A 22,766-nucleotide genomic window follows, 5' to 3' on the forward strand; every position below is an offset into this window, starting at 1 on the left:
GAAGGTCACTGCCCGCCTCTCCCCCTTGCGGCCACTCAGGAGACAACCATGGCCTTGACCTTGCAAGACATCGAGCAGATTTTCCTGGAACGCGGACACCGTTCCTATCACGGCGAGTCCGTCAGCCATTTGCGGCATGCGCTGCAGACGGCGGCGCTGGCCGAGCGGCACGGCGCCAACGCGCAACTGATCACCGCCTGCCTGCTACACGACTTGGGCCATCTGATCGCCGACCGGCCCGGCACGCCCACGCTGCGCGGCATCGACGACAAGCACCAGTATTTCGTGCTGCCGTTCCTGCGCGGGCTGTTCAGCTCGGCCGTGCTGGATCCCATCCGGCTCCACGTGGAAGCCAAGCGCTACCTATGCTATGTGGAACCGCAATATGAAGCGTCGCTCTCGGAAGACTCGAAGCGCAGCCTGGCATTGCAGGGGGGCAGCTTCGATGCGGGCCAGGCGGTGGATTTCGCCAGCATGCCGGGCGCGCCGGATGCGATTCGTCTAAGACGATGGGACGACATGGCCAAGGTACCGGGGCTGGCCACACCGCCCCTGGACCATTTCCTGGAAATCGCCGAAAGCGTCTCCGGGCGGGTCAAGCTGGCCGCGATCTGGTAGCGGCCGCAGGCAAAAAAACGCCAAAGCGACAAAGCCAGGGCAATCGCCCTGGCTTACCGCCGCTGGCCGCCTCAGGCGCCCTTGGCCACCGGACGCGACGGATCGCTGCACCACTCGCTCCACGAACCCGGGTACAGGCGCGAACCCGACAGGCCCGCGATCTCCATCGACAGCAAGTTGTGGCAGGCAGTGATGCCGGAGCCGCACTGATGCACGATGGATGCCGGGTCGCGCCCCCCCAGCAGATCGGAGAATTCGGCGCGCAGTTGCTCGGCGCTCTTGAAGCGGCCGTCAGCTTGCAGGTTTTCGCCGTTGGGGCGGTTCAACGCGCCCGGAATGTGCCCGGCTACCGGATCCATGGGCTCGACCTCGCCGCGGTAGCGGTTGGCAGCGCGCGCGTCGATCACGGTGAAGGACGGCTGGGAAATATTGGCCAGCACGGCGGTGGCGTCCACGGCGCCCGCCAGCGACGCGCCAGACTCCACGGGTTTTCCAGCCTGGACGGGCGCTACGGCCTCGGTCGTCGTCGGCAGTCCGGCTGACACCCAGGCCTGCCAGCCGCCGTCCAGCACCGCCACGCGATCATGGCCCAGCCATCGCAGCATCCACCACAGGTGCGCCGCGTACATGCCGCCGCTGGCGTCGTAGGCCACGACCAGCGTCTGCGGCGTCACGCCGCACGCGGCCATCAACGCGCCGAATTCGGCGCGCGAGGGCAAGGGGTGGCGGCCGTTCTTGCCGGTGCGCGGCGCGGCCAGTTCGGTCTCGTGGTCCAGGTAGCGGGCGCCGGGAATATGGCCCGCGTCATAAGCCTGGCGGCCGGCCGCGTGGTTGGTCAGGTCGTGGCGCACGTCGAACACCCGCACATCGGGCGTATCCAGGCGCGCAGCCAGATCGGCGGCGGAAATCAGTGTCATCGGCATTCGTTGTGCTCCGGGTCGAGAGGAACGCGGGTCAGGCCGGCTTGGGGTCGCGCATCGTGCGCCACACCGACAGCAGCCCAGCGGAAATGATCAAGCCCATGCCGGCCCAGGCCACGCCGTCCAGGTGGTCGCCCCAGAAGCCCATGCCCAGCAAGGCCGCGAAGATAATGGTGCTGTATTGCAGCGCCGCAGTCAGCAGCGCCGACCCCATGCCGAACGCCCGGGTCATGGCCAACTGGCCGAACATGCCGGCCACGCCCACGCCGAACAGCGACGCGTAGCCCTGCCAGTCGGCCTGGCCCCAGCCTTCGAACCACAGTCCGGCCAAGCTGGACACGCAGACCGCCACGGAAAAGAACAGCACCGTGCGCCATTCGGGTTCGCCGATCCGGCCAAGCTGGCGGATCTGCATCATGGCGATCGCCGACATTGCGCCGGCGCCCATCCCCATCACCGCCGCCACCCACTGGTCGTCGTTGATGCTGGGACGCAGCACGGCGATCACGCCCAGGAAGCCCAGCGCCACCGCCACGATGCGTACCGGGTCGCGCTGCGCGCCGCCCCAGCCCAGCATCCAACAGGCGATGAAAAGCGGCGCGGTGTAATTCAGGCTGGTCGCGGTGGCCAACGGCAGGTGCGAGATGGCGAAAAAGCCCAGCCACATCGACGTGACGCCGGACAGGTTGCGCCACAGGTGCAGCTTCCAGCTGGTCGGGATGATCGATTGCCGGCCAGCACGCGCCCACAGCAGCAATAGGATCACCGAAGGCAGCCCGCGGAACAGCACGATCTGCGGGAGGGAGGCGCCGTGCTCGGTACCGAGCTTCACGAACGACCCCATGATGGCGAACATGGCGGACGCCAGCAACATCCAGAGAGCCTGCATTGGGGGTCTGCGCTAAGGGAAAAGTGGGGAAGAAATAGGGGAAAGCGATACTATACTCTCCGTCACCGGGAGCGGTGCCGGCGAGTCGGGGAACTGGCGGGCCGCCGCGATGTCGAACCCGGGTATTTCCCGCTCGCAGAGGAACACAAAAAACATGAAACGCATTGTCTTGTTCGTCATCACCAACCTGGCCGTCATGCTCGTGCTGTCGGCCACGCTGCGCATCCTGGGCGTAGACCGCTACATCACCGCCAACGGCCTGAACCTCAACGCCCTCCTGATCTTTTCGGTCGTGGTGGGTTTCACGGGCGCGATCATCTCGCTGCTAATCAGCAAGCCGATGGCCAAATGGAGCACCGGCGCGCAAGTGCTGGATCCCAACGCGCCGCGCAACCAGCGCGAAGCCTGGCTGCTCGACACCGTGCACCAGTTGGCAGACCGCGCCGGCATCGGCCGCCCGGAAGTCGCCATCTATGACGGCGCCCCCAACGCGTTCGCCACCGGCGCGTTCAAGAACGACTCGCTGGTCGCCGTATCGACGGGCCTGTTGGAAAGCATGAGCGAAGAAGAAGTCGCCGCCGTGCTGGCGCACGAAGTGGCCCACATCGCCAACGGCGACATGGTCACGCTGACGCTCATCCAGGGCGTGGTGAACACGTTCGTTGTGTTCCTGGCCCGCGTGGTCGGCTACTTCATCGACCGCGTCGTGTTCAAGAACGAACGCGGCATCGGCCCGGGCTACTACATCACCGTGCTGGTCTGTGAGATCATTTTCGGCGTCCTGGCCTCGATCATCGTGGCCTGGTTCTCGCGCCAGCGCGAATACCGCGCCGACGCGGGCTCGGCCCACCTGATGGGTGCACGCGAACCCATGATCCGCGCTCTGGCCCGCCTGGGCGGCCTGGAACCGGGCGACCTGCCCAAGTCGTTTGAAGCCTCCGGCATCACCGGACGCGGCGGCCTGGCGGCCATGTTCGCCTCGCACCCGCCGATCCCGTCCCGCATCGCCGCGCTGCAAAATGCGCGCGTGATCTGAAGCCGGCGCCAGGCCCGCGCCCCCGCGCGGCCGCCGCCCATGAAAAAGTCCCTCCTCGGAGGGACTTTTTCATGGGCGGCGCCTGCGGAGTGTCAGCACTCGACGATGTTCACCGCCAGGCCCCCGCGCGCGGTTTCCTTGTACTTGGTCTTCATGTCCGCGCCGGTTTCGCGCATGGTCTTGATCACCGAATCCAGCGACACATAGTGCTGCCCGTCGCCGCGCAGCGCCATCCGGGCCGCGTTCACGGCCTTGATGGATGCCATGGCGTTGCGCTCGATACAGGGAATCTGCACCAGGCCGCCCACCGGGTCGCACGTCAGGCCCAGGTTGTGCTCCATGCCAATCTCGGCGGCGTTCTCGACCTGCTCGACCGTGCCGCCCAATGCCGCGGCCAAGCCGCCGGCCGCCATCGAACACGCCACGCCCACCTCGCCCTGACACCCCACTTCGGCGCCCGACAGCGAGGCGTTGTACTTGTACAGCAGTCCCACCGCCGCGGCGGTCAACAGGAACTCCCGCACGCCTTCGCGGTTGGAGCCCGGCACGAAGCGGTCGTAATAGTGCAGCACGGCCGGAATGATGCCCGCCGCGCCGTTGGTCGGCGCCGTCACGACGCGGCCGCCCGCGGCGTTCTCTTCGTTGACCGCCATCGCGTACAGGTTGACCCAGTCCATCACGGACAAGGGGTCGGACAGCGTGCGTTCGGCGCGCTGCGTCAGGTTGCGGTACAGCTCGGGCGCGCGTCGGCGCACTCGCAGCGGGCCGGGCAATTCGCCGTCGGCTTCCGGATAGTTGATGCCGCAGCCGCGCGACACGCAGTCCTGCATGACCTGCCAGATGCGGTCCAGCCCGCTGCTGGTCTCCGACGCCTCGCGCCAGGTCAGCTCGTTCTGCATCATCAGCTGGGCCACCGACAGCCCGCTTTCGCGACACATGGTCAACAGTTCCCGGCCCGAGCGGAACGGGTACGGCAACTGGTTGTGCGCAGCGATGACCTGGCTGTTCGAGGCGCCCGCCGTCACCACGAAGCCGCCGCCCACCGACAGGTACCGCGATTCGCGCAGCGACTCGCCATTGGCGTCGAAGGCATGGAATTTCATGCCGTTCGGGTGTTCGGCCATCGCCTCGCGGCGGTAAAACACCATGTGCTCCTTTTCGATGAAAGGAACCGGATGGCGGCCCAGCAGCGGCAACTGGCGGCTGGCGCGCACCGAGGCCACCATGCCGACGATGGCGGCGGGATCGACCGTATCAGGGGCTTCGCCCATCAGGCCCAACAGCACGCCCTTGTCGGTGCCGTGCCCCTTGCCGGTGGCGCCCAGCGATCCGTAGAGTTCGGCGCGGACGTAGGCCACGCGCGGCAACAGGCCGTCGCGCTCCAGACCTTGAGCGAAAAGCAAGGCGGCCCGCATCGGGCCCACCGTATGGGAGCTAGACGGGCCAATGCCTATCTTGAACAGGTCGAATACGGAAACGGCCACGCAAAACTCCAGTACATCAAAGAATAGTCAGGCAATGATACGCGTAGCCACCGCTACGCGCAGCAAAGCCCCGCCGGGCGTATGCTGTATCACGGCTACGGGTTTCCCCCGTCGGGTCAGGCATGCGATCATTACAGAATTATTTCTTGTCATAAAAAGAAGGGAACACCCCTGGATGTCTGGACTTATTACCCTGCTTGACTTCGCCGGCTACGTCGCACTGCTCCTTTGGGGCGTGCACATGGTCCAAACCGGCGTCCAGCGCGCCTTCGGAGCCGCCCTGGGCGCGGCGCTGGGCAAAGCGCTGGGCACCCGCCTGCGCGCCTTCGCCGCCGGCCTGGGCATTACCGCCGCGTTGCAAAGCAGCACCGCTACAGGCCTGATGATCACCGGCTTCGCCGCCGGCGGGGTCGTCGGCCTGGTGCCGGCCCTGGCCGCCATGCTGGGGGCCAATGTCGGCACCACGCTGATCGTCCAGCTGCTGTCCTTCGACCTGACCTCGCTCGCCCCGATCCTGATCCTGGCGGGCGTCTGGATGTTCCGCCGCTATCCGCCCGGCCGCACGCGCGACCTGGGCCGGGTGTTCATCGGCCTGGGGCTGCTGCTGCTGTCTTTGCACCAATTGGTCGAGCTGTTCGAACCCTTCCAGACCGCCCCCATGCTGGGCATGATCCTGGACGCCCTGGCCACCCAGCCGGTGGCCGCGGTGCTGCTGTCGGCCGCCTTCACCTGGGCGGCGCACTCCAGCGTGGCCGTCGTCGTGCTGGTGATGTCGCTGGCCAGCCACCACATGGTCGCGCCGCACGTGGCCTTTGCGCTGGTGCTGGGCGCCAACCTGGGCACCGCCATCAATCCGATGATCGAAGGCGTGACGGGCGACGACCCCGCCGCGCGCCGCCTGCCGCTGGGCAACCTGCTGACCCGCGTGCTGGGCGTGCTGGCCGGCTTGTTGCTGTTGCCGGTGCTGCAACCGCTGATGAGCGAAATGGCCAGCGACCCGGCGCGCGCCGTCGCCAACTTCCATACGCTGTTCAACGCGGTGATCGCCCTGGTATTCCTGCCGCTCTTGACCCCCTACGCCGCCCTGCTCACCCGCTGGCTGCCCAAGCGCGCCGATCCGAACGATCCGTCCCGTCCCCAATACCTGGATGAATGGGCCCACGACGTGCCCGCCGTGGCGCTGGGCAATGCGGCCCGCGAGGCCCTGCGCATGGCCGACATGGTGCAAACGCTGCTGCTGTACGCCCGTGCCGGCTTCAAGCGCGACAACCGGCACCGCATGGTGCAGGCGCGCCAGCTGGACGCTGCGCTGGACAAGCTTGAAAACGCCATCACGACCTATCTGGCCACGCTGGACCAGGAAAACATGACGCGCGACGACGTCCAGCGCATGGACGACATTCTGGCCTTCACCAGCAATATCGGCCACGCGGGCGATATTGCCCATCACGGCCTGCTCAGCCACGTAGCCAAGCTGCGCAAGCAGGGCTGGGCCTTTTCGCCCGAGCAGCGCGCCAGCCTGGACGACACGCTAGGCCAATTGATCGCCAACGAACGCCAGGCCGCCGCGCTTTTCGTCAACGACGACCTGCGCCAGGCCCGCGCCCTGGCGGGTGAAAAAGCCCGCTTCCGCACGATCGAGACCCAGGCTTCGGACACCCACTTGCAGAAGATCAAGGCAGGCCAGGTGGATGCCGCCGAAGTCGGCGCGCTGTACCTGGACATCCTGCGCGACATGAAGGGGATCAACTCCCACCTGGTGGGCGCCGCCGCTTATCCGCTGCTGGCCCGCCACGGCGAACTGCTCCCCAGCCGCCTAAGGGAAGCGGGGAATTGAGGCCCCCACGCACGCTCACTACGTGAGCGAGCTGCCCCCCAAGGGGGGGGGTCCTTGGGGCGGCCCGGCGGAAAAAAGGGCCCCCACGCACGCTCACTACGTGAGCGAGCTGCCCCCCGAGGGGGCTTTTTTTCCTTGGGGCGGCCCGGCGGAAAAAAGGGCCCCCACGCCGCGCTCACTACGTGAGCTAGCTGCCCCCCGAGGGGGCTTTTTTTTCCTTGGGGCGGCCCGGCGGAAAAAAGGGCCCCCACGCCGCGCTCACTACGTGAGCTAGCTGCCCCCCGAGGGGGCTTTTTTTCCTTGGGGCGGCCCGGCGGAAAAAAGGGCCCCCACGCCGCGCTCACTACGTGAGCTAGCTGCCCCCCCCGAGGGGGCTTTTTTCCTGGGGGCGGCCCGGCGGAAAAAAGGGCCCCCACGCCGCGCTCACTACGTGAGCTAGCTGCCCCCCGAGGGGGCTTTTTTTCCTTGGGGCGGCCCGGCACAAAAAAAGCCGACCCGCAGGTCGGCTTTTTTCATACTTTCCAGTTATAGATACCGCTGGAACCACTCCACCATCCGCTTCCAGCCATCTTTCGCGGCATCGGGCTTGTAGCTGGCGCGGTAGTCCGCCATGAAGGCGTGGTCAGCGTCCGGGTACACCACGAATTCCGACTGCTTGGCGGCGGCGTTGCCATTGGCCAGTTTGGTTTTCATGGTCTCGATGTCTGCCACCGGGATGCTGGCATCCTTGGCGCCGTACAGCCCCAGCACCGGGCCATGCAGTTCATTGACCACGTCATAGGCGAAGCGCTTGATCAGCGGACCGTGGCCGACGCTGAGCTTGCCGTACCAGGCCACGGCGGCGCGCACGTTGGGATTGTGCGCGGCGTACATCCATGTCAGGCGTCCGCCCCAGCAGAAACCCGTGACGGCCACCCGCTTGGGGTCGCCACCGTGCTGGGCAGCCCAGGCCACGCTGGCGTCCAGGTCCGCGAACACCTGCTCGTCCGGCACCTTGCTGACCAGCTCGGCGATGAGCTTCGGGATATCGGTGTAGACCGACGCATCGCCCTGCCGCTCGTACAGGTTGGCGGCCACGGCCAGATAACCGGCCTTGGCGACCCGGCGGCAAATGTCCTTGATGTGCTCGTGCACGCCGAAGATCTCCTGCACGACCAGCACGATGGGCAGGTCCTGGCGGCCTTCGGGCGCGGCGTAGTAGGCGGCGATGGAGCCATCGGCCACGGGTAGCTTGAAATCCCCGTGGACGAGGCCCTGCGTATCCGTATGGATGACGGTGGAAGCGACGTTGCCGGCGGCGGCGGAAAAACTCATGGAGTACTCCTGTGTAGGGATCAACGACACCGGGCCTCCCGTTTCCGCGCGCGTCCCTAGTGCGGGTGGGCGTGCTCCGCATGGGGCGCGCCGCGGACGGCGTCGGTTCCATGCTCGTGCCCGTGCATCAGCGTCGTCACGCTATAGATCAGCGCCACGCCCACGCCTACCAGCAGCAATTGCGGGACGGCATCCGAAAGGGATACCCGTTCGTGCATCTGCGGCATCAGGTCGGCCACCGAGATGTAAAGGAAGCTGCTGGCGGCGATCACCAGCACATAGGGCACCCAGCCCTGCGCTTGCTGAAGCACGAAGTACCCTATTATGCCGCCCACGGCTGAACACAAGCTGGTGAACAGAATCAGGGTAAAGGCCCGGCGGCGAGCCAGCCCGGCATTGAGCAGCACGACGAAATCGCTCAGCTTGTGTGGCACTTCGTGCACGATGATCGAGGCGGCCGTCAGCACGCCCAACAGCGGATCCGTCAGGAACGCCGCCGCCACCAGCACGCCGTCGCACAGGTTGTGCAGCGAACTGCCGATCAGGATCAGCACGCCGCCCCGCCCAGCTTCGTGGTGGTCGTGGCCCTTGTGATGATGATGGCCATCGCCCTCGTGGTGATGGCTATGGCGCAGCAGCGCGATCTTCTCCAGCACGAAGAAGCCGATCAGCGACGCCAGCATCAGCCCGAACAGCGTATGCGCATCGCCCACCGCGCCCTCGAAGGCCTCGGGCAGCAAGTGCAAGAGCGCCACCGATAGCAGCACGCCCACCGACAGGCTCACCATGTGATGCAGGTATTGGGCGAATACCTTGTAAGCCAGCCAGCTGGCGACAAGGACGGCGATAAGGCCACCGGTGACGGTGGCAAGCAGGACCCAGAGCAGCAACATGTTGGGGACGCAATATAGGCGAGGAAGCGCAACATTATATTGTTGCATTCCCAAAATCGGAAATGGGCCACCCAAAGGCGGCCCACCGGTCCTGCTGGCGACGGGTGCCGGGCTTAGTGCGCCTGTTCCCAGTTCTTGCCCACGCCCACCTCGGCGACCAGCGGCACGCGCAGCTCGGCCACATTGCACATCAGGCGCGGCAGCATTTCCTTGACCAATTCGATCTCGGCGTCCGGCGCTTCCAGCACCAGTTCATCGTGCACTTGCATGATCATGCGGGTCTGCAGCTTTTCGGCTTCCAGCCAGTCCTGCACGGCCACCATGGCCATCTTGATGAGGTCGGCCGCCGTGCCCTGCATGGGCGCATTGATCGCGGCCCGCTCGGCGCCCTGCCGGCGCGGACCGGAGGCACCGCGGATTTCCGGCAATTGCAGGCGGCGCCCGAACACGGTTTCCACGTAGCCCTGTTCGCGCGCCAGCCGGCGCGTGTTTTCCATGTACATCGCCACGCCGGGGTAGCGGGCGAAATAGCGGTCGATGTACGCCTGCGCCGCGTCGCGCGTGATGCCCAGGTTGGACGCCAGGCCGAACACGCCCATGCCGTAGATCAAGCCGAAGTTGATGGCCTTGGCGGCGCGGCGCTGCTCGGTCGACACGTCCGCCAACGGCACGCCGAACACCTCCGACGCCGTGGCGCGGTGGATGTCCTCGCCGGCGGCGAAGGCGCGCTGCAGGTTGGCGTCGTCCGAGACGTGCGCCATGATGCGCAGCTCGATCTGCGAATAGTCGGCCGACAGCAACATGCCCTGTTCGGCGATGAAGGCTTCGCGCACGCGGCGGCCAGCCTCGGTGCGCACCGGGATATTCTGCAGATTGGGGTCGGACGACGCCAGGCGGCCCGTGATCACCGCCGCCTGCGAGTAGCGCGTGTGCACGCGCCCCGTGTTCGGGTTGATCATGCGCGGCAGCTTATCGGTGTAGGTCGACTTCAGCTTGGACAGGCCCCGGTATTCCAGCAGCACCTGGGGCAAAGGATAGTCCTGCGCCAGCTTGGTCAGCACGTCTTCGTCCGTGGACGGCGCGCCGCCGGCGGTCTTGCGCACCACCGGCAGCTGCATGCGGTCGAACAGGATCTCGCCCAATTGCTTGGGGGAATTCAGGTTGAAGGGCTGGCCGGCCAGCTCATAGGCCTTTTGCTCCAGGCGCAGCATTTCCTGGCCCAGTTTGTGGCTTTGGCGGCCCAGTTCGGCGGCATCCACCTTCACGCCGTTGCGCTCGATGGTGGTCAGCACCGCCGACACCTGGATCTCTAGCTGGTAGACGCGGTTCAACCCTACGTCGGCCGCCACCATCGGACGCAGCACCTGATGCAACTGCAAGGTGAAATCGGCGTCTTCGGCGGCGTAGTGGCCGGCCTTGTCGACGGCCACTTCATCAAAGCCGATCTGCTTGGCGCCCTTGCCGCACAGGTCTTCGTAGGACACGCCGCTGCGGCCCAGGTAGCGCTGGGCCAGGTCATTCAAGCCCACGCCGCGATGGGATTCCAGCACATACGCTTCAAGCATCGTGTCTTCGGCAATGCCTGCAAGCTTGATGCCTTCGTTGGCGAACACATGGGCGTCGTACTTGGCGTGGTGCAGCAGCTTGGCGCGCGAAGCGTCCTCAAGCCACGGCTTTAAGCGCGCCAGCACCTCGGCCTTGGGCAACTGGGTCGCGCCGTCCGGGCCGCGATGCGCCACGGGGATATAGCAGGCCACGCCCGGCTCCACCGCCAGCGACAGGCCGACAAGCCTGGCCTGCATCTGGTCCAGCGAGGTGGTCTCGGTGTCCAGCGCCACCAGGGGCGCGCTTTGCAGCTTCTCAAACCAGGCGTCGAATTCGGCCCAGTCGGAGAGGATGCGGTAGTCCAATTCGGAGGGCGCCGCAGGCACCTCGGCGGCGATGCGCGCATCCCCGGTGGGCACGCGCTCGGCGTCGCCCGTCAGGTCGCGCAGCCAGGTGCGGAAACCGTAGCGTTCGTACAGTTCGGTCAGTGTGGCGTCATCGCGTTCGCGCGGCGTCAGGTCGTCCACGCTTTCGACGTGTCCGGTCAGGTCGCAGTCGTACTTCACCGTCAGCAACTGGCGCGTCAGCGGGAAATTCGGAATGGCCTCGCGCAGATTGCTGCCGGCCACGCCCTTGATGCCGTCGGCGCCTTCGACCAGCTTGTCGATGGAGCCGAATTCGCTCAACCATTTAACCGCCGTCTTGGGGCCGACCTTGGTCACGCCGGGGACGTTGTCCACCGTGTCGCCCACCAGCATCAGGTAGTCGACGATGCGGTCGGGCGGCACGCCGAACTTGTTGACCACGCCCGGCTCGTCCAGCACTTCACCGGTCATGGTGTTGACGAGCGTGACGTGGCTGTTGACCAACTGCGCCAGATCCTTGTCGCCGGTGGAGACGATGGTGTGCACATCGTGCTCGGCCGCTCGCTTGGCCAAGGTGCCGATCACGTCGTCGGCTTCGACGCCCTCGATGGCCAGCACCGGCCAGCCCAGCGCGCGTACGGCGCGGTGGATGGGTTCGATCTGCGCGGCCAGGTCCTCGGGCATGGGAGGACGGTGCGACTTGTATTCGGGATACAAATCGTCCCGGAACGTCTTGCCGCGTGCATCGAAAATACATGCGGCATACTCTGCCTTGTGGTCAGATACAAGCTTGCGCAACATGTTCACCACGCCGTAGAGCGCACCCGTAGGTTCGCCTTGCGCATTGCGCAAATCAGGCATAGCGTGGAAAGCGCGGTACAAGTAACTTGAACCGTCGACCAGTAATAAGGTTTTTTTCATGGTTACAAAGGCAGATATGGCAATAACTGCGGAAACACCCGCCAACAAACAAATTCCGCTGATTATGTCAGAGATACGGACGGCGGCAGACAAGCTCGCAAACATCGGGCCCGCAGTCAGCGTCTTCGGCAGTGCACGAGTCAGTCGCAATTCCCCCCACTATGAAACCACCATCGCCATCTCGGCCGCCCTCGCCGGCGCCGGTTTCGCGGTCATCGCCGGGGGCGGCCCCGGCATCATGGAGGCAGCCAACAAAGGCGCATTCGAAGCGGGCGGCACCAGCATCGGGTTGAACATCAGCCTGCCGCACGAAGCGCACAACAACGAATACCAGACCATCAGCCTGTCGTTCGAATATTTCTTTTCGCGCAAGGCCACGTTCTTCATGCACAGCTTCGCCTATGTGGCGATGCCCGGCGGCTTCGGCACCCTGGATGAGCTCTTCGAAGCATTGACGCTGATCCAGACGGGCAAGGTCCCGCCCGCGCCCATCGTGTTGGTGGGCAGCGAATACTGGTCGGGCCTGGTGGAATGGCTGGGCGGCCAGGTGCTGGCCAACGGCATGATCGGCGCGCACGATCTGGACCTCTTCATCATCGAAGACGATCCCGTCAAGGTGGTGCGCCGCGTGGTGGAGTTCCACGAAAAGGTCAACTCGGACGCGCAATACGCGCCCTCCCTGCCGGCCTGAATTTTCTTACGGCCCATGAAAAATGCCCCCGAGGGGGCATTTTTCACTTCCGCATGAACGACGGCACGACCTCGGCCGGGATCGGGCACTGGTAAGGCTGGCCGCGGCGCGCCTCCAGCAATTCCTCCTTGGCCCGGGCCAGCGCCTCGGGCTGCGTGTACAGATCGGCGGCGGTCGCCGCGATGATCTTGGCCGCATGCACCATGCCCTTGTGCGCCATGGACAACTTGCCCTGCGCCACCATCTGCCACGAATGGAACGGCGTGCCGTAGGCGTAGCACGCACCCCAGCACTGCGCCGTGGGCGTCACCCAGCTGACGTCGCCGACATCGGTGGATCCGTAGCTGATCTCGGTCTTGGCGGGATCGAAAGGCGCCACGCCGGAGAACAGCGGGGTGGGGTTGCGCAGCACCGCGCCCAGGTTCTTGCCCGCGTTGTCGATATCGTCTTCCGTGATCGAATCCCACATGCGGCGCGCCGTCTGCGCTTCGCCCGGCGTGTAGGCAGGCCCTTGCAGCGCCTGCATGTTGGCGTACATCACTTCGTTCAATACGCGGTTGGGCATGTAGTTCGAGCAAGCCTTGTCGAACACAATATCCAGCTCGCAGCCCGTCATCAGCGCCGCGCCCCGCGCCACGTTCTTCACGCGCTCGTAGAGCTCCGAGGCCTGCGAATTGACCGGCGCGCGCACCAGGTACAGGACCTCGGCGCGGGCCTGCACCACGTTGGGCGAGATGCCACCGCTATTGGTCACGGCGTAATGCACGCGCGCATCCGGCACCATGTGTTCGCGCAGGTAGTTCACGCCCACATTCATCAGCTCCACCGCGTCCAGCGCGCTGCGGCCAAGGTGCGGCGAATTCGCGGCATGCGCGGCGATTCCCCGGAAGCGGAAGTAGGCCTGGATATTGGCCAGCGACGACTGGTGGAAGATTCCCGTGTGCGATGCGGGATGCCAGGTCAAGGCGGCGTCCAGATCGTCGAACAGGCCGGCGCGCGCCATGAACGTCTTGCCCGAACCGCCCTCTTCCGCCGGACATCCGTAGAATCGGACCGTACCCGGCAACTGGTTGGCTTCCAGGAATTCCTTCACGGCCACCGCAGCGAAATGCGCGGCCGTCCCCAGCAGGTGATGGCCGCAACCATGGCCGTTGCCGTTGGGCGTCTCGGGCGACGGTTGGCAGGCGAACGCGCCGCTTTCCTGGCTCAGGCCCGACAGCGCGTCGTACTCCCCCAGGATGCCGATGACGGGGCCGCCCTGGCCGGCTTCAGCCACGAAGGCGGTGGGGATGCCGGCCGCGTCCCGCGTGATGCGGAAACCCGCTACTTCCAGCATCGCGATATGCAGCTCGGCCGACTTGTGCTCGTCGTAGCGCAGTTCGGCCAGGCTCCAGATGCGGTCACTCAGGTCCGCGTAACGGTCGCTGCGCGCGTCGATGAACGGCGCAAGTTTGTCGATGGCACCCATTGCTTCTCCAGTGAAAGGGTTGATCCTGTCCCGTTGAAAAAAGCCGGTCATTCGTCAAGCTTGATCCCGGCAGTTTCAATGATTTTGCGGTTGGCGGCCAGCGTCTGGGCAATGCGCTGCGCAAACGCCGCCGGCGTGCCCCCGTCCGGCTGCGCGCCAAGCGTCGCCAGGCGCTGCACCAACGCGGGGTCTGCCAACGCACGGCCCACGGCCAGATTCAGCGTCTGCACCACGGCGTCCGGCGTGCCTGCGGGCGCGACCAGCCCGAACCAGGTCTGGCCCAGCGCGTTCAACTGCGGATACCCCAATTCCCCCAGCGTCGGCAGATCCGGCATGCCCGCCAGCCGCGCGGGCGCCGACACGGCGATGGCCCGCAGCTTGCCCGCCTTGATCAACGATTGCGCCGACGCGTACTGATCCTGCTGCACCTGCACTTCGCCACCCACGGCGGCGGTCAGCGCCGGCCCCATGCCGCGGTAAGGCACATGCAGCACATCGACCTTCAGCTCGGCGTTCATGGCGGCCAGGTTCAAGTGGCCCAGCGACCCGACGCCGGGCGAACCGAAGGAATACTTCCCGGGATGCGCGCGTAGCTCGGCCAGGAATTGTGGGAAATCATGGGCGGGAAAGGCCGGATTCACCATCCATACCACCGGCACCGTCGCCACAGACGCCACCGGCGCCAACTGGCGGGCGGGGTCGACCCGTTGCGTGCCGTACAACAAGGGGTTGACGGCCATCGTGCTGACCGTCGCCATGCCCAGCGTGTAGCCGTCCGCATCGGCGCGCGCCACCGCTTCCGTGCCGATCAGCCCGCCGGCGCCGGCGCGGTTTTCCACGACCACGCTCTGGCCTAATTCCTTGCGCAAACCGTCGGCCACGGCGCGCGCCAGCACGTCAGTGGAGCCACCCGGCGCGAATGGCACGATCAGGCGCACAGGCTCAGACGGGTACGCCCCTTGGGCGGCGGCGAAAACAGGCGCGCCAAAGGCGACAGCGCAGACGACGGCATGCAGCAGACGGGACTTCATGGGCCAGCCACTCCTAAGGATGCAAGCGAAAACCGAATCGCTGCATTGTGGCCAGGGCATATCCTTATTTCAAATACATTAATGCGTAGATATATTCATATTTTGAATATCTTGACGACCATCCATGGATGTCGCACCCGCCACCCTGCTTTCCCGCCTGCTTGCCAAAGGGCGGCTGCGCCACCTGCAATTGCTGGCCAGCATTGCCGACCTGGGCAGCATCCAGCAGGCAGCCAGCCATATCGGCTTGAGCCAGCCCGCCGCCACCCACGCGCTGGCCGACATCGAAGACCTGCTGGGCGTGCGCCTGTTCGAACGCCACGCCCGCGGCATGCGCACCACCCGCAGCGGCCAGCTCATGGCGGAATGCGCGCGCGGCATGCTGACGACCTTGCGCGCCTCGACCAACTCCGTGGCCGCGCTGCGCGACGGGGCGGCAGGCAGCCTGCGGCTGGGGGCGATCCCCGCCGCCAGCGGCGGCCTGCTGGCCGAACGCCTGCCCGCCTATATGACGGCGTATCCGGACCTGCATGTGGAAGTGGTGGAAGGCAGCCGCGAACAATTGCTGCCGCTTGCGGCCAGCGGCAGCCTCGACATGCTGTTGTGCCGCCGCCCGGAAGCGGTGCCCGCCGGCCTGGAATTCGTGCCGCTGCAGCAGGACGCCGCCGTGATCGTGGCGGCGGCCGGACATCCGCTGCTTGCGCCCGGACGCACGCCGACGCTGGAACAGGTGGCCTCGCAGCTGTGGATCGAGCCCCGCCCCGAACTCGCCATCCACGCCGTCTTTACCGCCTTCTTCGAGCGTGCCGGTGTCGTGCCCCGCCGCTGCCGCCTGGCCAGCGCCGCGCCGCCCATGCCGTTGCTGATTGCCGTCATGCAGGCCCAGCAGGCGCTGGCCATGGTGCCGCTGACGCTGGCCAACTGGTATCTTCAGCATGGGCATTTCCAGCGCGTGGCGATCGAATCGCCCGGCGCCTTCGCGCCCATCGGCGCCGTGGTCCGCGGGCAAGGCCCCGGCCGCGATTTCCTGGAATGGCTGCGCGGTTGAAGCGGGAATCAGCTCATCGTCTTGATGATGGCCTCGCGCGCCAGGCCGATGAATTCGCTTTCGCCCGCCCTGGCGGGCAACAAGCGGAATTCCACCGCTGGCAGTGCCGGCAGCCCGGCGGCGTGCAGGCGAACGATGCCCGGCGCCAGCGCGGATTCGTTCAGGCAGGCCACGCCCAGGCCTGCCGAAATGGCCAACTGCAACCCCGCCACGCCAGACGCCACATGCGCCACCGCGTAGGGCACGCCACGACGCGACAACAGCCGTTCGACGTACTGGCGCAAGGCGCACGTCTCTGGCAGCACCAGCAATGGCAAGGGTGGGCCGGAAGGCTGGCCCGCGCCTTCCGAGGCCATCCATAGCAAGGGTTCGCGGCGCAGCAAGGCACCCTGCGCCCGGGCGCGGGGCGCACCGCGCTCCTGGATCGACATCGAGATGCCTACGTCGATTTCGCCGCGCTCGTAGGCGGCCTCGATCGCCCCGCTCTTCATGATCGTCACATGCAGGCGTACCTGCGGATACTGCTCGTTCAGGCGCCGCAGCATCCGCGCCACGTCGCCCGGGCGGAAATAGTCCGTGATGCACAGCCGGAGTTCGCCCCGCAACGCCACGCCCCGCAGGTCGCGGTACGCCTCGTCGCTCAGCGCCAGAATGGCGCGCGCATGCGTCAACAGGCGCTCGCCGGCCGGCGTCGCCGCCACGCCCGCCTTGCCGCGCACCAGCAAGGGTTGCCCCGCGCGGTCTTCCAGTTTGCGCATCTGCTCGCTGACAGACGATTGCGACAGGAAGACCTTCGGCGCCGCCGCCGTCAGGCTGCCGGAATCCAGCACGGCAACCAGCGTGCGCAACTGGTCCAGATCAAATCCAGCCATGGCTTATCCAACGGATTACACGATGGATAGAATCGTAATTTCCCGCTTTTCCGATGTCAATCAGACTCCTAAACTGGCTTCACACCTACCCGATCAGGAGTCGCTCATGCCTCACATCGTCGTCCATCTCTCCGGCACTTCCGATGCCGCCATCAACCGCCGCGTCGTCGACGCCGTGGCCGGACTGACCCAGTCTGTACTGGGAAAACAGCTGCCGGTCATCGCGATCACGCTGCAGCACATCCCGCACGACCTGTGGTTCATCGGCGGCCGCCCGCTGTCGGAACTCGGCAAGAACGCGTTCCACCTGGACATCAGCGTCACCGACGAGACCAACACCAAAGGCGAAAAGGCGCGCTTCATCAAAGCGATCTACGCGTCGTTCCAGGACATCCTGGGCGAGCTGCACGAATGCTCGTACGTGCACGTGATCGACGCGCGGGCAGCCGCCTATGGCTACGGCGGAGCCACGCAGGAATACCGGCACCAGCAGAACGGCGTCTAGCGCCGGGCCTGGCCGGACGAAAAAAAGCCGCGCACCCCTGAAGGTGCGCGGCTTTTTCACATACAGCCGAAACGCAAGGGGCGCTGGCCCCGGTCCGCTTAGACGGCGGCGTCGCGCGCAGCGCGCTTGCGTTCGTTTTCCAGCAGGTAGCGCTTGCGCAGACGGATCGACTTCGGGGTGATTTCCACGAGTTCGTCGTCGTCGATGAATTCCACGGCGTATTCCAGCGACATCTGGATCGGCGGAACCAGGCGCACGGCTTCGTCGGTGCCCGAGGCGCGCACGTTGGTCAGCTGCTTGCCCTTGATCGGGTTCACGACCAAGTCGTTGTCGCGGCTGTGGATACCGATGATCATGCCTTCGTACAGCGCATCGCCCGGGCTCACGAACATGCGGCCGCGGTCCTGCAGCTTCCACAGAGCGTAGGCCACGGCGTCGCCATGGTCCTGGCTGATCAGCACGCCGTTGCGGCGCTCGCCGATCGAACCTTCCTTGACCGGGGCGTACTCATGGAAAATGTGGCTCATCAAGCCCGTGCCGCGCGTCAGCGTCAGGAACTCGTTCTGGAAGCCGATCAGGCCACGGGCCGGAATCAGGTATTCCAGGCGGGTGCGGCCACGGCCGTCCGGCTGCATGTCCTGCAGGTCGCCCTTGCGGCGGCCCAGTTCTTCCATCACGCCGCCCTGGTGGGCGTCTTCGACGTCGACCGTCAGCGATTCAAACGGCTCGCACTTCACGCCGTCGATGTCCTTGAACACCACGCGCGGACGCGACACCGCCAGCTCGTAACCTTCGCGGCGCATCGTTTCCAGCAGAATCGTCAGGTGCAGTTCGCCACGGCCCGACACTTCGAACACCGTGTCGTCGCCGGTGTCGCGCACACGCAGCGCCACGTTGGACTTCAGTTCGCGGTCCAGGCGGTCGCGCACTTGGCGGCTCGTCACGAACTTGCCTTCGCGGCCGGCCAGCGGCGACGTGTTCACCATGAAGTTCATGGTCAGCGTCGGCTCGTCGATGCGCAGCATCGGCAGGGCTTCCTGCGTCGTCACGTCGGTGACGGTGCAGCCGATGCCCAATTCTTCAATGCCGTTGATCAGCACGATGTCGCCGGCTTCAGCTTCATCCACCACGATGCGTTCCAGGCCATGGAACTTCAGCACCTGGTTGATGCGGCCGCGGCCGCCCTGGCCTTCAGGACCGAACTTGTAAGCCACTTCCATGCCGGGGCGCATACGGCCACGGTTGATGCGGCCCACGCCGATCTTGCCGACGTAGCTGTTGTAGTCCAGCGAGATGATCTGCATCTGCAACGGACCGTTGGGGTCGTCGTCGCGCTGCGGCACGTGCTGCAGGATGGCTTCGAACAGAGGACGCATGTTGCCTTCGCGCACGTCCGGCGTCAGGCCGGCGTAGCCCGACAGGCCCGAGGCGTACACCACCGGGAAGTCCAGCTGCTCTTCGGTGGCGCCCAGCTTGTCGAACAGGTCGAACGTGGCGTTGATGACGAAGTCGGTGCGGGCGCCCGGGCGGTCGACCTTGTTGACCACGACGATCGGCTTCAGGCCCAGGGCCAACGCCTTGCGGGTCACGAAAATGGTCTGCGGCATCGGGCCTTCAACGGCGTCCACCAGCAGCAGCACGCCGTCGACCATGGACAGCACGCGTTCGACTTCGCCGCCGAAGTCCGCGTGTCCCGGGGTGTCGACGATGTTGATGTGCGTGCCTTCGTATTCAACGGCACAGTTCTTGGCCAGAATCGTGATGCCGCGTTCTTTTTCCAGATCGTTCGAGTCCATGACCCGTTCGGTCAGCGCCTGGTTTTCGCGGAAGGTGCCGGATTGGCGCAGCAGCTGGTCGACCAGGGTTGTTTTACCGTGGTCCACGTGGGCGATGATGGCGACGTTGCGCAAGGCGCGAGTCATAGCGAGTCCTTTAAGGTCAGGGTGGAGGGCAGCAAGCCCTCCGGCAATTCGTTCAGTGCAAGCAATGCCTGCTTGGGGTCTGGCATGGCCTGCAAGGCTTCCAGCTCAACGGCGCGTTCCAGAGAAAATGGCCCGACATGCGTGCGCCGCAGCGCCGTCAGGTGGGCGTAACAGCCCAGCACGCGCCCGATGTCCTGGGCCAGTGTCCGGATGTATGTGCCTTTACTGCAAGCCACATCGATCTCTGCCTGCGTCCCCGACAGGGACAGCAGCTCAATGCGGTGAATCGTGATCTGGCGCGGTGCGCGCTCCAGCTCGATGCCGGCGCGCGCGTACTCGTACAGCGGCTTGCCGTCGCGCTTGAGCGCGGAATACATCGGCGGAATCTGCTCGATCGTGCCCGAGAAACGTGACAGCGCGTCGCGCAGTGCCTGTTCCTCTACGGCAAAGCCCGGTTCGGCGGTCGACACGACATTGCCGGTCAAATCGCCAGAATCGGTTTCACTGCCAAATTGCAGCGTAGCGCGATATGCCTTGTCGGCGTTAAGCATCGCGCCGGAAATCTTGGTCGCGCGTCCCATGCAGCACACCAGCAAGCCGGTGGCGAAGGGGTCCAGCGTGCCCGTGTGGCCGGCTTTCGCCGCATCCATGGCACGCTTGGCGCGTTGTAAGGCGTGGTTGCTCGACAAACCTACGGGTTTGTCGAGCAACAGCACACCGTCGAGCGCAAGCCCGCGTCGTTTAGCCATCGTCGGAATCCGTGTTTAGAGCAGTGACGACAGCCCGATCAGGACTGGTCTTCAGGTTCGTCGGGCACGCCCGAGTGGGGGCCGGGCCGGTTTGCGCGGTCGATCAAGATCGACATTTCGATACCACGGGCAATCTGCTCGTCGTGGAAGAAACGCAAAGTGGGGACAGTGTGAATGTGCAGCAGCTTGTACAGCTGCGAGTGCAGCCAACCGGCTTTCTCGTTCAGCAAGGCGGTCGCGGCTTCGGGCTCGGCGCCCAAAACCGTGAACCACACCTTGGCATGCGCGTAGTCGGTCGACAGTTCCACACCAGAGAGCGTGATCAGTCCCGCGCGAGTCATGTCGATCTCGCGCTGGATGATCCCGGCCAGATCCTTCTGGATCTGGTCGGCCAACCGCAAATTGCGGCCAGGGATAGCTTTGGACTTGTGACGGCTCATTAGCAGTAATGCCTCGCGGACGCTTTACAGCGTACGCGCGATTTCCTTGATTTCAAAGACTTCCAGCTGGTCGCCCACCTGGATGTCGTTGTTGCCGCGCAGCGTAAGACCGCAATCGAAGCCCGACTTGACTTCCTTGACGTCGTCCTTGAAGCGGCGCAGCGATTCCAGATGCCCCGTCCAGTGGACCACGTTGTTGCGCAGCAGGCGCACCTGGGAATCGCGACGCACGATGCCGTCAAGCACCATACAACCCGCGATGTTACCGAGGCGCGAGATGCTGTAGACCTCGCGGATCTCGACCAGGCCGATGATTTCTTCTTTCTTCTCGGGCGCCAGCATGCCCGACATGGCTGCCTTCACTTCATCCACGGCGTCATAGATGATGTTGTAGTAGCGCACGTCGATGCCGTTGTTCTCGGCCAGCTTCTTCGCGCTTGCTTCCGCACGCACGTTAAAGCCGATCACGACAGCGTTCGAGGCAATGGCCAGGTTGATGTCGGTTTCCGAGATGCCGCCCACGGCCGCGTGCACCACTTGCACACGGACTTCGTCGGTCGACAGCTTGACCAGCGACTGGACCAGCGCTTCCTGCGAACCCTGCACGTCGGTCTTGACGATAAGCGTGAGCGTCTGCGTGCCCTCGCCCAGGTTGTCGAACATCGATTCCAGCTTGGCGGCCTGTTGGCGTGCCAGTTTGACGTCGCGGAACTTGCCTTGGCGGAACAGCGCGATTTCGCGCGCCTTGCGCTCGTCGGTCAGCGCCATCAGCTCGTCGCCGGCGGCGGGCACTTCGGTCAGGCCCTGGATTTCCACCGGGATCGACGGGCCGGCCGACTGGATCGGCTTGCCGTTCTCGTCCAGCATGGCGCGGACGCGGCCGAAGCTTGCGCCGGCCAGCACCACGTCGCCGCGCTTGAGCGTGCCGCTCTGCACCAGGATCGTCGCGACCGGGCCGCGGCCCTTGTCCAGACGGGCTTCGATGACCAGGCCCTTGGCGGGCGCTTCGACCGGTGCCTTCAATTCCAGCACTTCGGCTTGCAGCAGCACGTTTTCGAGGAGGGCGTCGATGCCTTCGCCGGTCTTGGCGGACACACCCACGAAGGGCACGTCGCCGCCGTATTCTTCCGGCACGACCTGTTCAGCAACCAGTTCCTGCTTGACGCGTTCCGGGTTGGCCGACGGCTTGTCGATCTTGGTCACGGCCACGACCATGGGCACGCCCGCAGCCTTGGCATGGTGGATGGCTTCACGCGTTTGCGGCATCACGCCGTCGTCGGAAGCCACCACCAGGATGACGATGTCGGTCGCCTTGGCGCCGCGAGCACGCATGGCGGTGAACGCCTCGTGACCCGGGGTGTCAAGGAAGGTCACCATGCCGCGCTCGGTTTGAACGTGGTAGGCGCCGATGTGCTGCGTAATGCCGCCGGCTTCGCCCGCGGCGACCTTGGCGCGGCGGATGTAGTCCAGCAGCGAGGTCTTGCCGTGGTCGACGTGGCCCATGACGGTCACGACCGGGGCGCGCGACAGTTGCTCGGCTTCGGAAACCGTCGCGGTTTCGTCCAGGAAGGCTTCCGGATCATCCAGCTTGGCGGCGATCGCCACGTGGCCCAGTTCCTCGACCACGATCATGGCCGTTTCCTGGTCCAGCACCTGGTTGATGGTGACCATCTGGCCCAGTTTCATCAACTGCTTGATGACTTCGGCGGCCTTGACGGACATCTTGTGGGCCAGGTCGGCCACGCTGATGGTTTCCGGCACGTGGACTTCACGTGCGATGAATTCTTGCGGCGCCGGCTCGTTGCGGCGGTCGTTCTGCTGGTTGCGGCCACCACGGCCGCCGCCCTTGCCACCACCCTTGCCGCCTGCGCGCCAGCCATCACGGCTGGCCGGGGCTGCCGGCTTGTCAGCGGGCTTCTTGCGCGAGGCGTCGTCAGACCAGGTCGACGCGACTTCAGCGGTCTTGATGGTCTTCTTCGCGCCCGGTGCGGCGGGCTTGGCGTCCTTCTTGGCGCCAGGCGTGGCGCCCGGTTTGCCGGCCGGCTTGTGCAGCGTGCCCGAAATGGGCGCAGCGGCGGGGGCGGCAGGTGCCTCCGGCTCAGGCGCGCGCAGCACCTTGCGGGGACGGTTCAGCATCTCGCGCAGCGCAGCGGCTTCGGCCTCGGCGGCACGGCGGGCCTCATCGCGGCCAGCCGACGTGGCGGAGGCGGCGAGCGGC

Annotated in this window: 19 protein-coding genes; 6 read left to right on the forward strand and 13 right to left on the reverse strand. The window is 65.6% G+C overall.

What is annotated here, in order from left to right; translation table 11 throughout:
* Nucleotides 1–48 precede the first annotated feature (48 nt).
* Nucleotides 49–618, forward strand: a complete 570-nt coding sequence (locus HG262_RS05555; protein ID WP_169270082.1) for a phosphonate degradation HD-domain oxygenase — start codon at nt 49–51, stop codon at nt 616–618.
* Between the two features lie 71 nt (nt 619–689).
* Here the strand turns inward: HG262_RS05555 and HG262_RS05560 are convergent, their stop codons facing one another.
* Nucleotides 690–1,541 (reverse strand): sulfurtransferase, encoded by an 852-nt coding sequence (locus HG262_RS05560; protein ID WP_169270083.1) that lies wholly within the window; start codon nt 1,539–1,541, stop codon nt 690–692.
* 31 nt (nt 1,542–1,572) lie between these two features.
* Nucleotides 1,573–2,427, reverse strand: a complete 855-nt coding sequence (locus tag HG262_RS05565; RefSeq protein WP_169270084.1) for a DMT family transporter — start codon at nt 2,425–2,427, stop codon at nt 1,573–1,575.
* 154 nt (nt 2,428–2,581) lie between these two features.
* On the opposite strand from HG262_RS05565, the gene htpX reads away from it, so the two are divergent.
* On the forward strand, nt 2,582–3,463 hold the full coding sequence (gene htpX, locus HG262_RS05570) for a protease HtpX (RefSeq protein WP_169270085.1): 882 nt from the start codon (nt 2,582–2,584) through the stop codon (nt 3,461–3,463).
* A 92-nt stretch (nt 3,464–3,555) separates the two neighbouring features.
* On the opposite strand, the gene HG262_RS05575 is transcribed toward htpX, so the two are convergent.
* Nucleotides 3,556–4,947, reverse strand: coding sequence for an L-serine ammonia-lyase (locus HG262_RS05575; protein ID WP_169270086.1), 1,392 nt, complete (start codon nt 4,945–4,947; stop codon nt 3,556–3,558).
* Nucleotides 4,948–5,122: 175 nt separating this feature from the next.
* Here HG262_RS05575 and HG262_RS05580 point away from each other — a divergent pair, with 175 nt between their 5' ends.
* Nucleotides 5,123–6,784: a Na/Pi cotransporter family protein gene (locus tag HG262_RS05580; protein WP_169270087.1), complete on the forward strand. Its 1,662-nt coding sequence runs from the start codon at nt 5,123–5,125 to the stop codon at nt 6,782–6,784.
* 525 nt (nt 6,785–7,309) lie between these two features.
* Here the strand turns inward: HG262_RS05580 and HG262_RS05585 are convergent.
* The 3 genes from HG262_RS05585 to polA all read right to left on the reverse strand — a co-directional run bounded on the left by HG262_RS05585 (nt 7,310) and on the right by polA (nt 11,822).
* Nucleotides 7,310–8,098 carry a dienelactone hydrolase family protein gene (locus HG262_RS05585; protein WP_169270088.1) on the reverse strand — a complete coding sequence of 263 codons (789 nt, stop codon included), beginning with the start codon at nt 8,096–8,098 and terminating at the stop codon, nt 7,310–7,312.
* A 56-nt stretch (nt 8,099–8,154) separates the two neighbouring features.
* Nucleotides 8,155–8,991 (reverse strand): ZIP family metal transporter, encoded by an 837-nt coding sequence (locus tag HG262_RS05590; RefSeq protein ID WP_169270089.1) that lies wholly within the window; start codon nt 8,989–8,991, stop codon nt 8,155–8,157.
* A 113-nt stretch (nt 8,992–9,104) separates the two neighbouring features.
* Nucleotides 9,105–11,822 carry a DNA polymerase I gene (polA, locus tag HG262_RS05595; protein WP_169270090.1) on the reverse strand — a complete coding sequence of 906 codons (2,718 nt, stop codon included), beginning with the start codon at nt 11,820–11,822 and terminating at the stop codon, nt 9,105–9,107.
* Nucleotides 11,823–11,886: 64 nt separating this feature from the next.
* Here polA and HG262_RS05600 point away from each other — a divergent pair, with 64 nt between their 5' ends.
* Entirely contained in the window at nt 11,887–12,513 is a 627-nt protein-coding gene (locus HG262_RS05600; protein WP_169270091.1) for a TIGR00730 family Rossman fold protein, read from the forward strand.
* Nucleotides 12,514–12,556: 43 nt separating this feature from the next.
* Here the strand turns inward: HG262_RS05600 and HG262_RS05605 are convergent, their stop codons facing one another.
* Both HG262_RS05605 and HG262_RS05610 read right to left on the reverse strand, forming a co-directional pair.
* Nucleotides 12,557–13,981 (reverse strand): M20 family metallopeptidase, encoded by a 1,425-nt coding sequence (locus tag HG262_RS05605; RefSeq protein WP_169270092.1) that lies wholly within the window; start codon nt 13,979–13,981, stop codon nt 12,557–12,559.
* A 47-nt stretch (nt 13,982–14,028) separates the two neighbouring features.
* Nucleotides 14,029–15,012, reverse strand: a complete 984-nt coding sequence (locus tag HG262_RS05610) for a tripartite tricarboxylate transporter substrate-binding protein (RefSeq protein WP_169270093.1) — start codon at nt 15,010–15,012, stop codon at nt 14,029–14,031.
* A 124-nt stretch (nt 15,013–15,136) separates the two neighbouring features.
* Between HG262_RS05610 and HG262_RS05615 the strand changes: the two genes are divergently transcribed.
* A complete protein-coding gene (locus tag HG262_RS05615) occupies nt 15,137–16,060 on the forward strand; it encodes a LysR substrate-binding domain-containing protein (protein ID WP_169270094.1) in 924 nt (307 codons plus the stop codon).
* An 8-nt stretch (nt 16,061–16,068) separates the two neighbouring features.
* On the opposite strand, the gene HG262_RS05620 is transcribed toward HG262_RS05615, so the two are convergent.
* Complete coding sequence (locus HG262_RS05620) at nt 16,069–16,932, reverse strand: LysR family transcriptional regulator (RefSeq protein ID WP_169270095.1); 864 nt, start codon at nt 16,930–16,932, stop codon at nt 16,069–16,071.
* A gap of 106 nt (nt 16,933–17,038) precedes the next feature.
* On the opposite strand from HG262_RS05620, the gene HG262_RS05625 reads away from it, so the two are divergent.
* Nucleotides 17,039–17,437 (forward strand): 4-oxalocrotonate tautomerase, encoded by a 399-nt coding sequence (locus HG262_RS05625; RefSeq protein WP_169270096.1) that lies wholly within the window; start codon nt 17,039–17,041, stop codon nt 17,435–17,437.
* Between the two features lie 98 nt (nt 17,438–17,535).
* Here HG262_RS05625 and typA read toward each other — a convergent pair whose 3' ends face one another.
* The 4 genes from typA to infB form a co-directional block, all read right to left on the reverse strand.
* Nucleotides 17,536–19,359 carry a translational GTPase TypA gene (gene typA / locus HG262_RS05630; protein WP_169270097.1) on the reverse strand — a complete coding sequence of 608 codons (1,824 nt, stop codon included), beginning with the start codon at nt 19,357–19,359 and terminating at the stop codon, nt 17,536–17,538.
* Nucleotides 19,356–20,108: a tRNA pseudouridine(55) synthase TruB gene (gene truB / locus HG262_RS05635; RefSeq protein WP_169270098.1), complete on the reverse strand. Its 753-nt coding sequence runs from the start codon at nt 20,106–20,108 to the stop codon at nt 19,356–19,358. Before truB ends, typA begins: the two co-directional genes overlap by 4 nt.
* A gap of 38 nt (nt 20,109–20,146) precedes the next feature.
* Nucleotides 20,147–20,548, reverse strand: coding sequence for a 30S ribosome-binding factor RbfA (rbfA, locus tag HG262_RS05640; RefSeq protein WP_006225083.1), 402 nt, complete (start codon nt 20,546–20,548; stop codon nt 20,147–20,149).
* A gap of 24 nt (nt 20,549–20,572) precedes the next feature.
* The coding region (gene infB / locus HG262_RS05645; protein ID WP_169270099.1) for a translation initiation factor IF-2 at nt 20,573–22,766 on the reverse strand (2,194 nt) is incomplete at its 5' end.

The organism is Achromobacter sp. Bel (genome assembly GCF_012928505.1).
Lineage (GTDB): Bacteria > Pseudomonadota > Gammaproteobacteria > Burkholderiales > Burkholderiaceae_B > Achromobacter.

What these genes read in the sequence shown, in the direction of transcription:
- typA (WP_169270097.1), bottom strand. Translation starts at nt 19,359, where the DNA reads ATGACTCGCGCCTTGCGCAACGTCGCCATCATCGCCCACGTGGACCAC.
- HG262_RS05615 (WP_169270094.1), top strand. Translation starts at nt 15,137, where the DNA reads ATGGATGTCGCACCCGCCACCCTGCTTTCCCGCCTGCTTGCCAAAGGG.
- HG262_RS05585 (WP_169270088.1), bottom strand. Translation starts at nt 8,098, where the DNA reads ATGAGTTTTTCCGCCGCCGCCGGCAACGTCGCTTCCACCGTCATCCAT.
- HG262_RS05620 (WP_169270095.1), bottom strand. Translation starts at nt 16,932, where the DNA reads ATGGCTGGATTTGATCTGGACCAGTTGCGCACGCTGGTTGCCGTGCTG.
- polA (WP_169270090.1), bottom strand. Translation starts at nt 11,822, where the DNA reads ATGAAAAAAACCTTATTACTGGTCGACGGTTCAAGTTACTTGTACCGC.
- HG262_RS05600 (WP_169270091.1), top strand. Translation starts at nt 11,887, where the DNA reads ATGTCAGAGATACGGACGGCGGCAGACAAGCTCGCAAACATCGGGCCC.
- HG262_RS05555 (WP_169270082.1), top strand. Translation starts at nt 49, where the DNA reads ATGGCCTTGACCTTGCAAGACATCGAGCAGATTTTCCTGGAACGCGGA.
- HG262_RS05625 (WP_169270096.1), top strand. Translation starts at nt 17,039, where the DNA reads ATGCCTCACATCGTCGTCCATCTCTCCGGCACTTCCGATGCCGCCATC.
- rbfA (WP_006225083.1), bottom strand. Translation starts at nt 20,548, where the DNA reads ATGAGCCGTCACAAGTCCAAAGCTATCCCTGGCCGCAATTTGCGGTTG.
- HG262_RS05580 (WP_169270087.1), top strand. Translation starts at nt 5,123, where the DNA reads ATGTCTGGACTTATTACCCTGCTTGACTTCGCCGGCTACGTCGCACTG.
- HG262_RS05605 (WP_169270092.1), bottom strand. Translation starts at nt 13,981, where the DNA reads ATGGGTGCCATCGACAAACTTGCGCCGTTCATCGACGCGCGCAGCGAC.
- HG262_RS05610 (WP_169270093.1), bottom strand. Translation starts at nt 15,012, where the DNA reads ATGAAGTCCCGTCTGCTGCATGCCGTCGTCTGCGCTGTCGCCTTTGGC.
- HG262_RS05565 (WP_169270084.1), bottom strand. Translation starts at nt 2,427, where the DNA reads ATGCAGGCTCTCTGGATGTTGCTGGCGTCCGCCATGTTCGCCATCATG.
- HG262_RS05560 (WP_169270083.1), bottom strand. Translation starts at nt 1,541, where the DNA reads ATGCCGATGACACTGATTTCCGCCGCCGATCTGGCTGCGCGCCTGGAT.
- truB (WP_169270098.1), bottom strand. Translation starts at nt 20,108, where the DNA reads ATGGCTAAACGACGCGGGCTTGCGCTCGACGGTGTGCTGTTGCTCGAC.
- HG262_RS05590 (WP_169270089.1), bottom strand. Translation starts at nt 8,991, where the DNA reads ATGTTGCTGCTCTGGGTCCTGCTTGCCACCGTCACCGGTGGCCTTATC.
- htpX (WP_169270085.1), top strand. Translation starts at nt 2,582, where the DNA reads ATGAAACGCATTGTCTTGTTCGTCATCACCAACCTGGCCGTCATGCTC.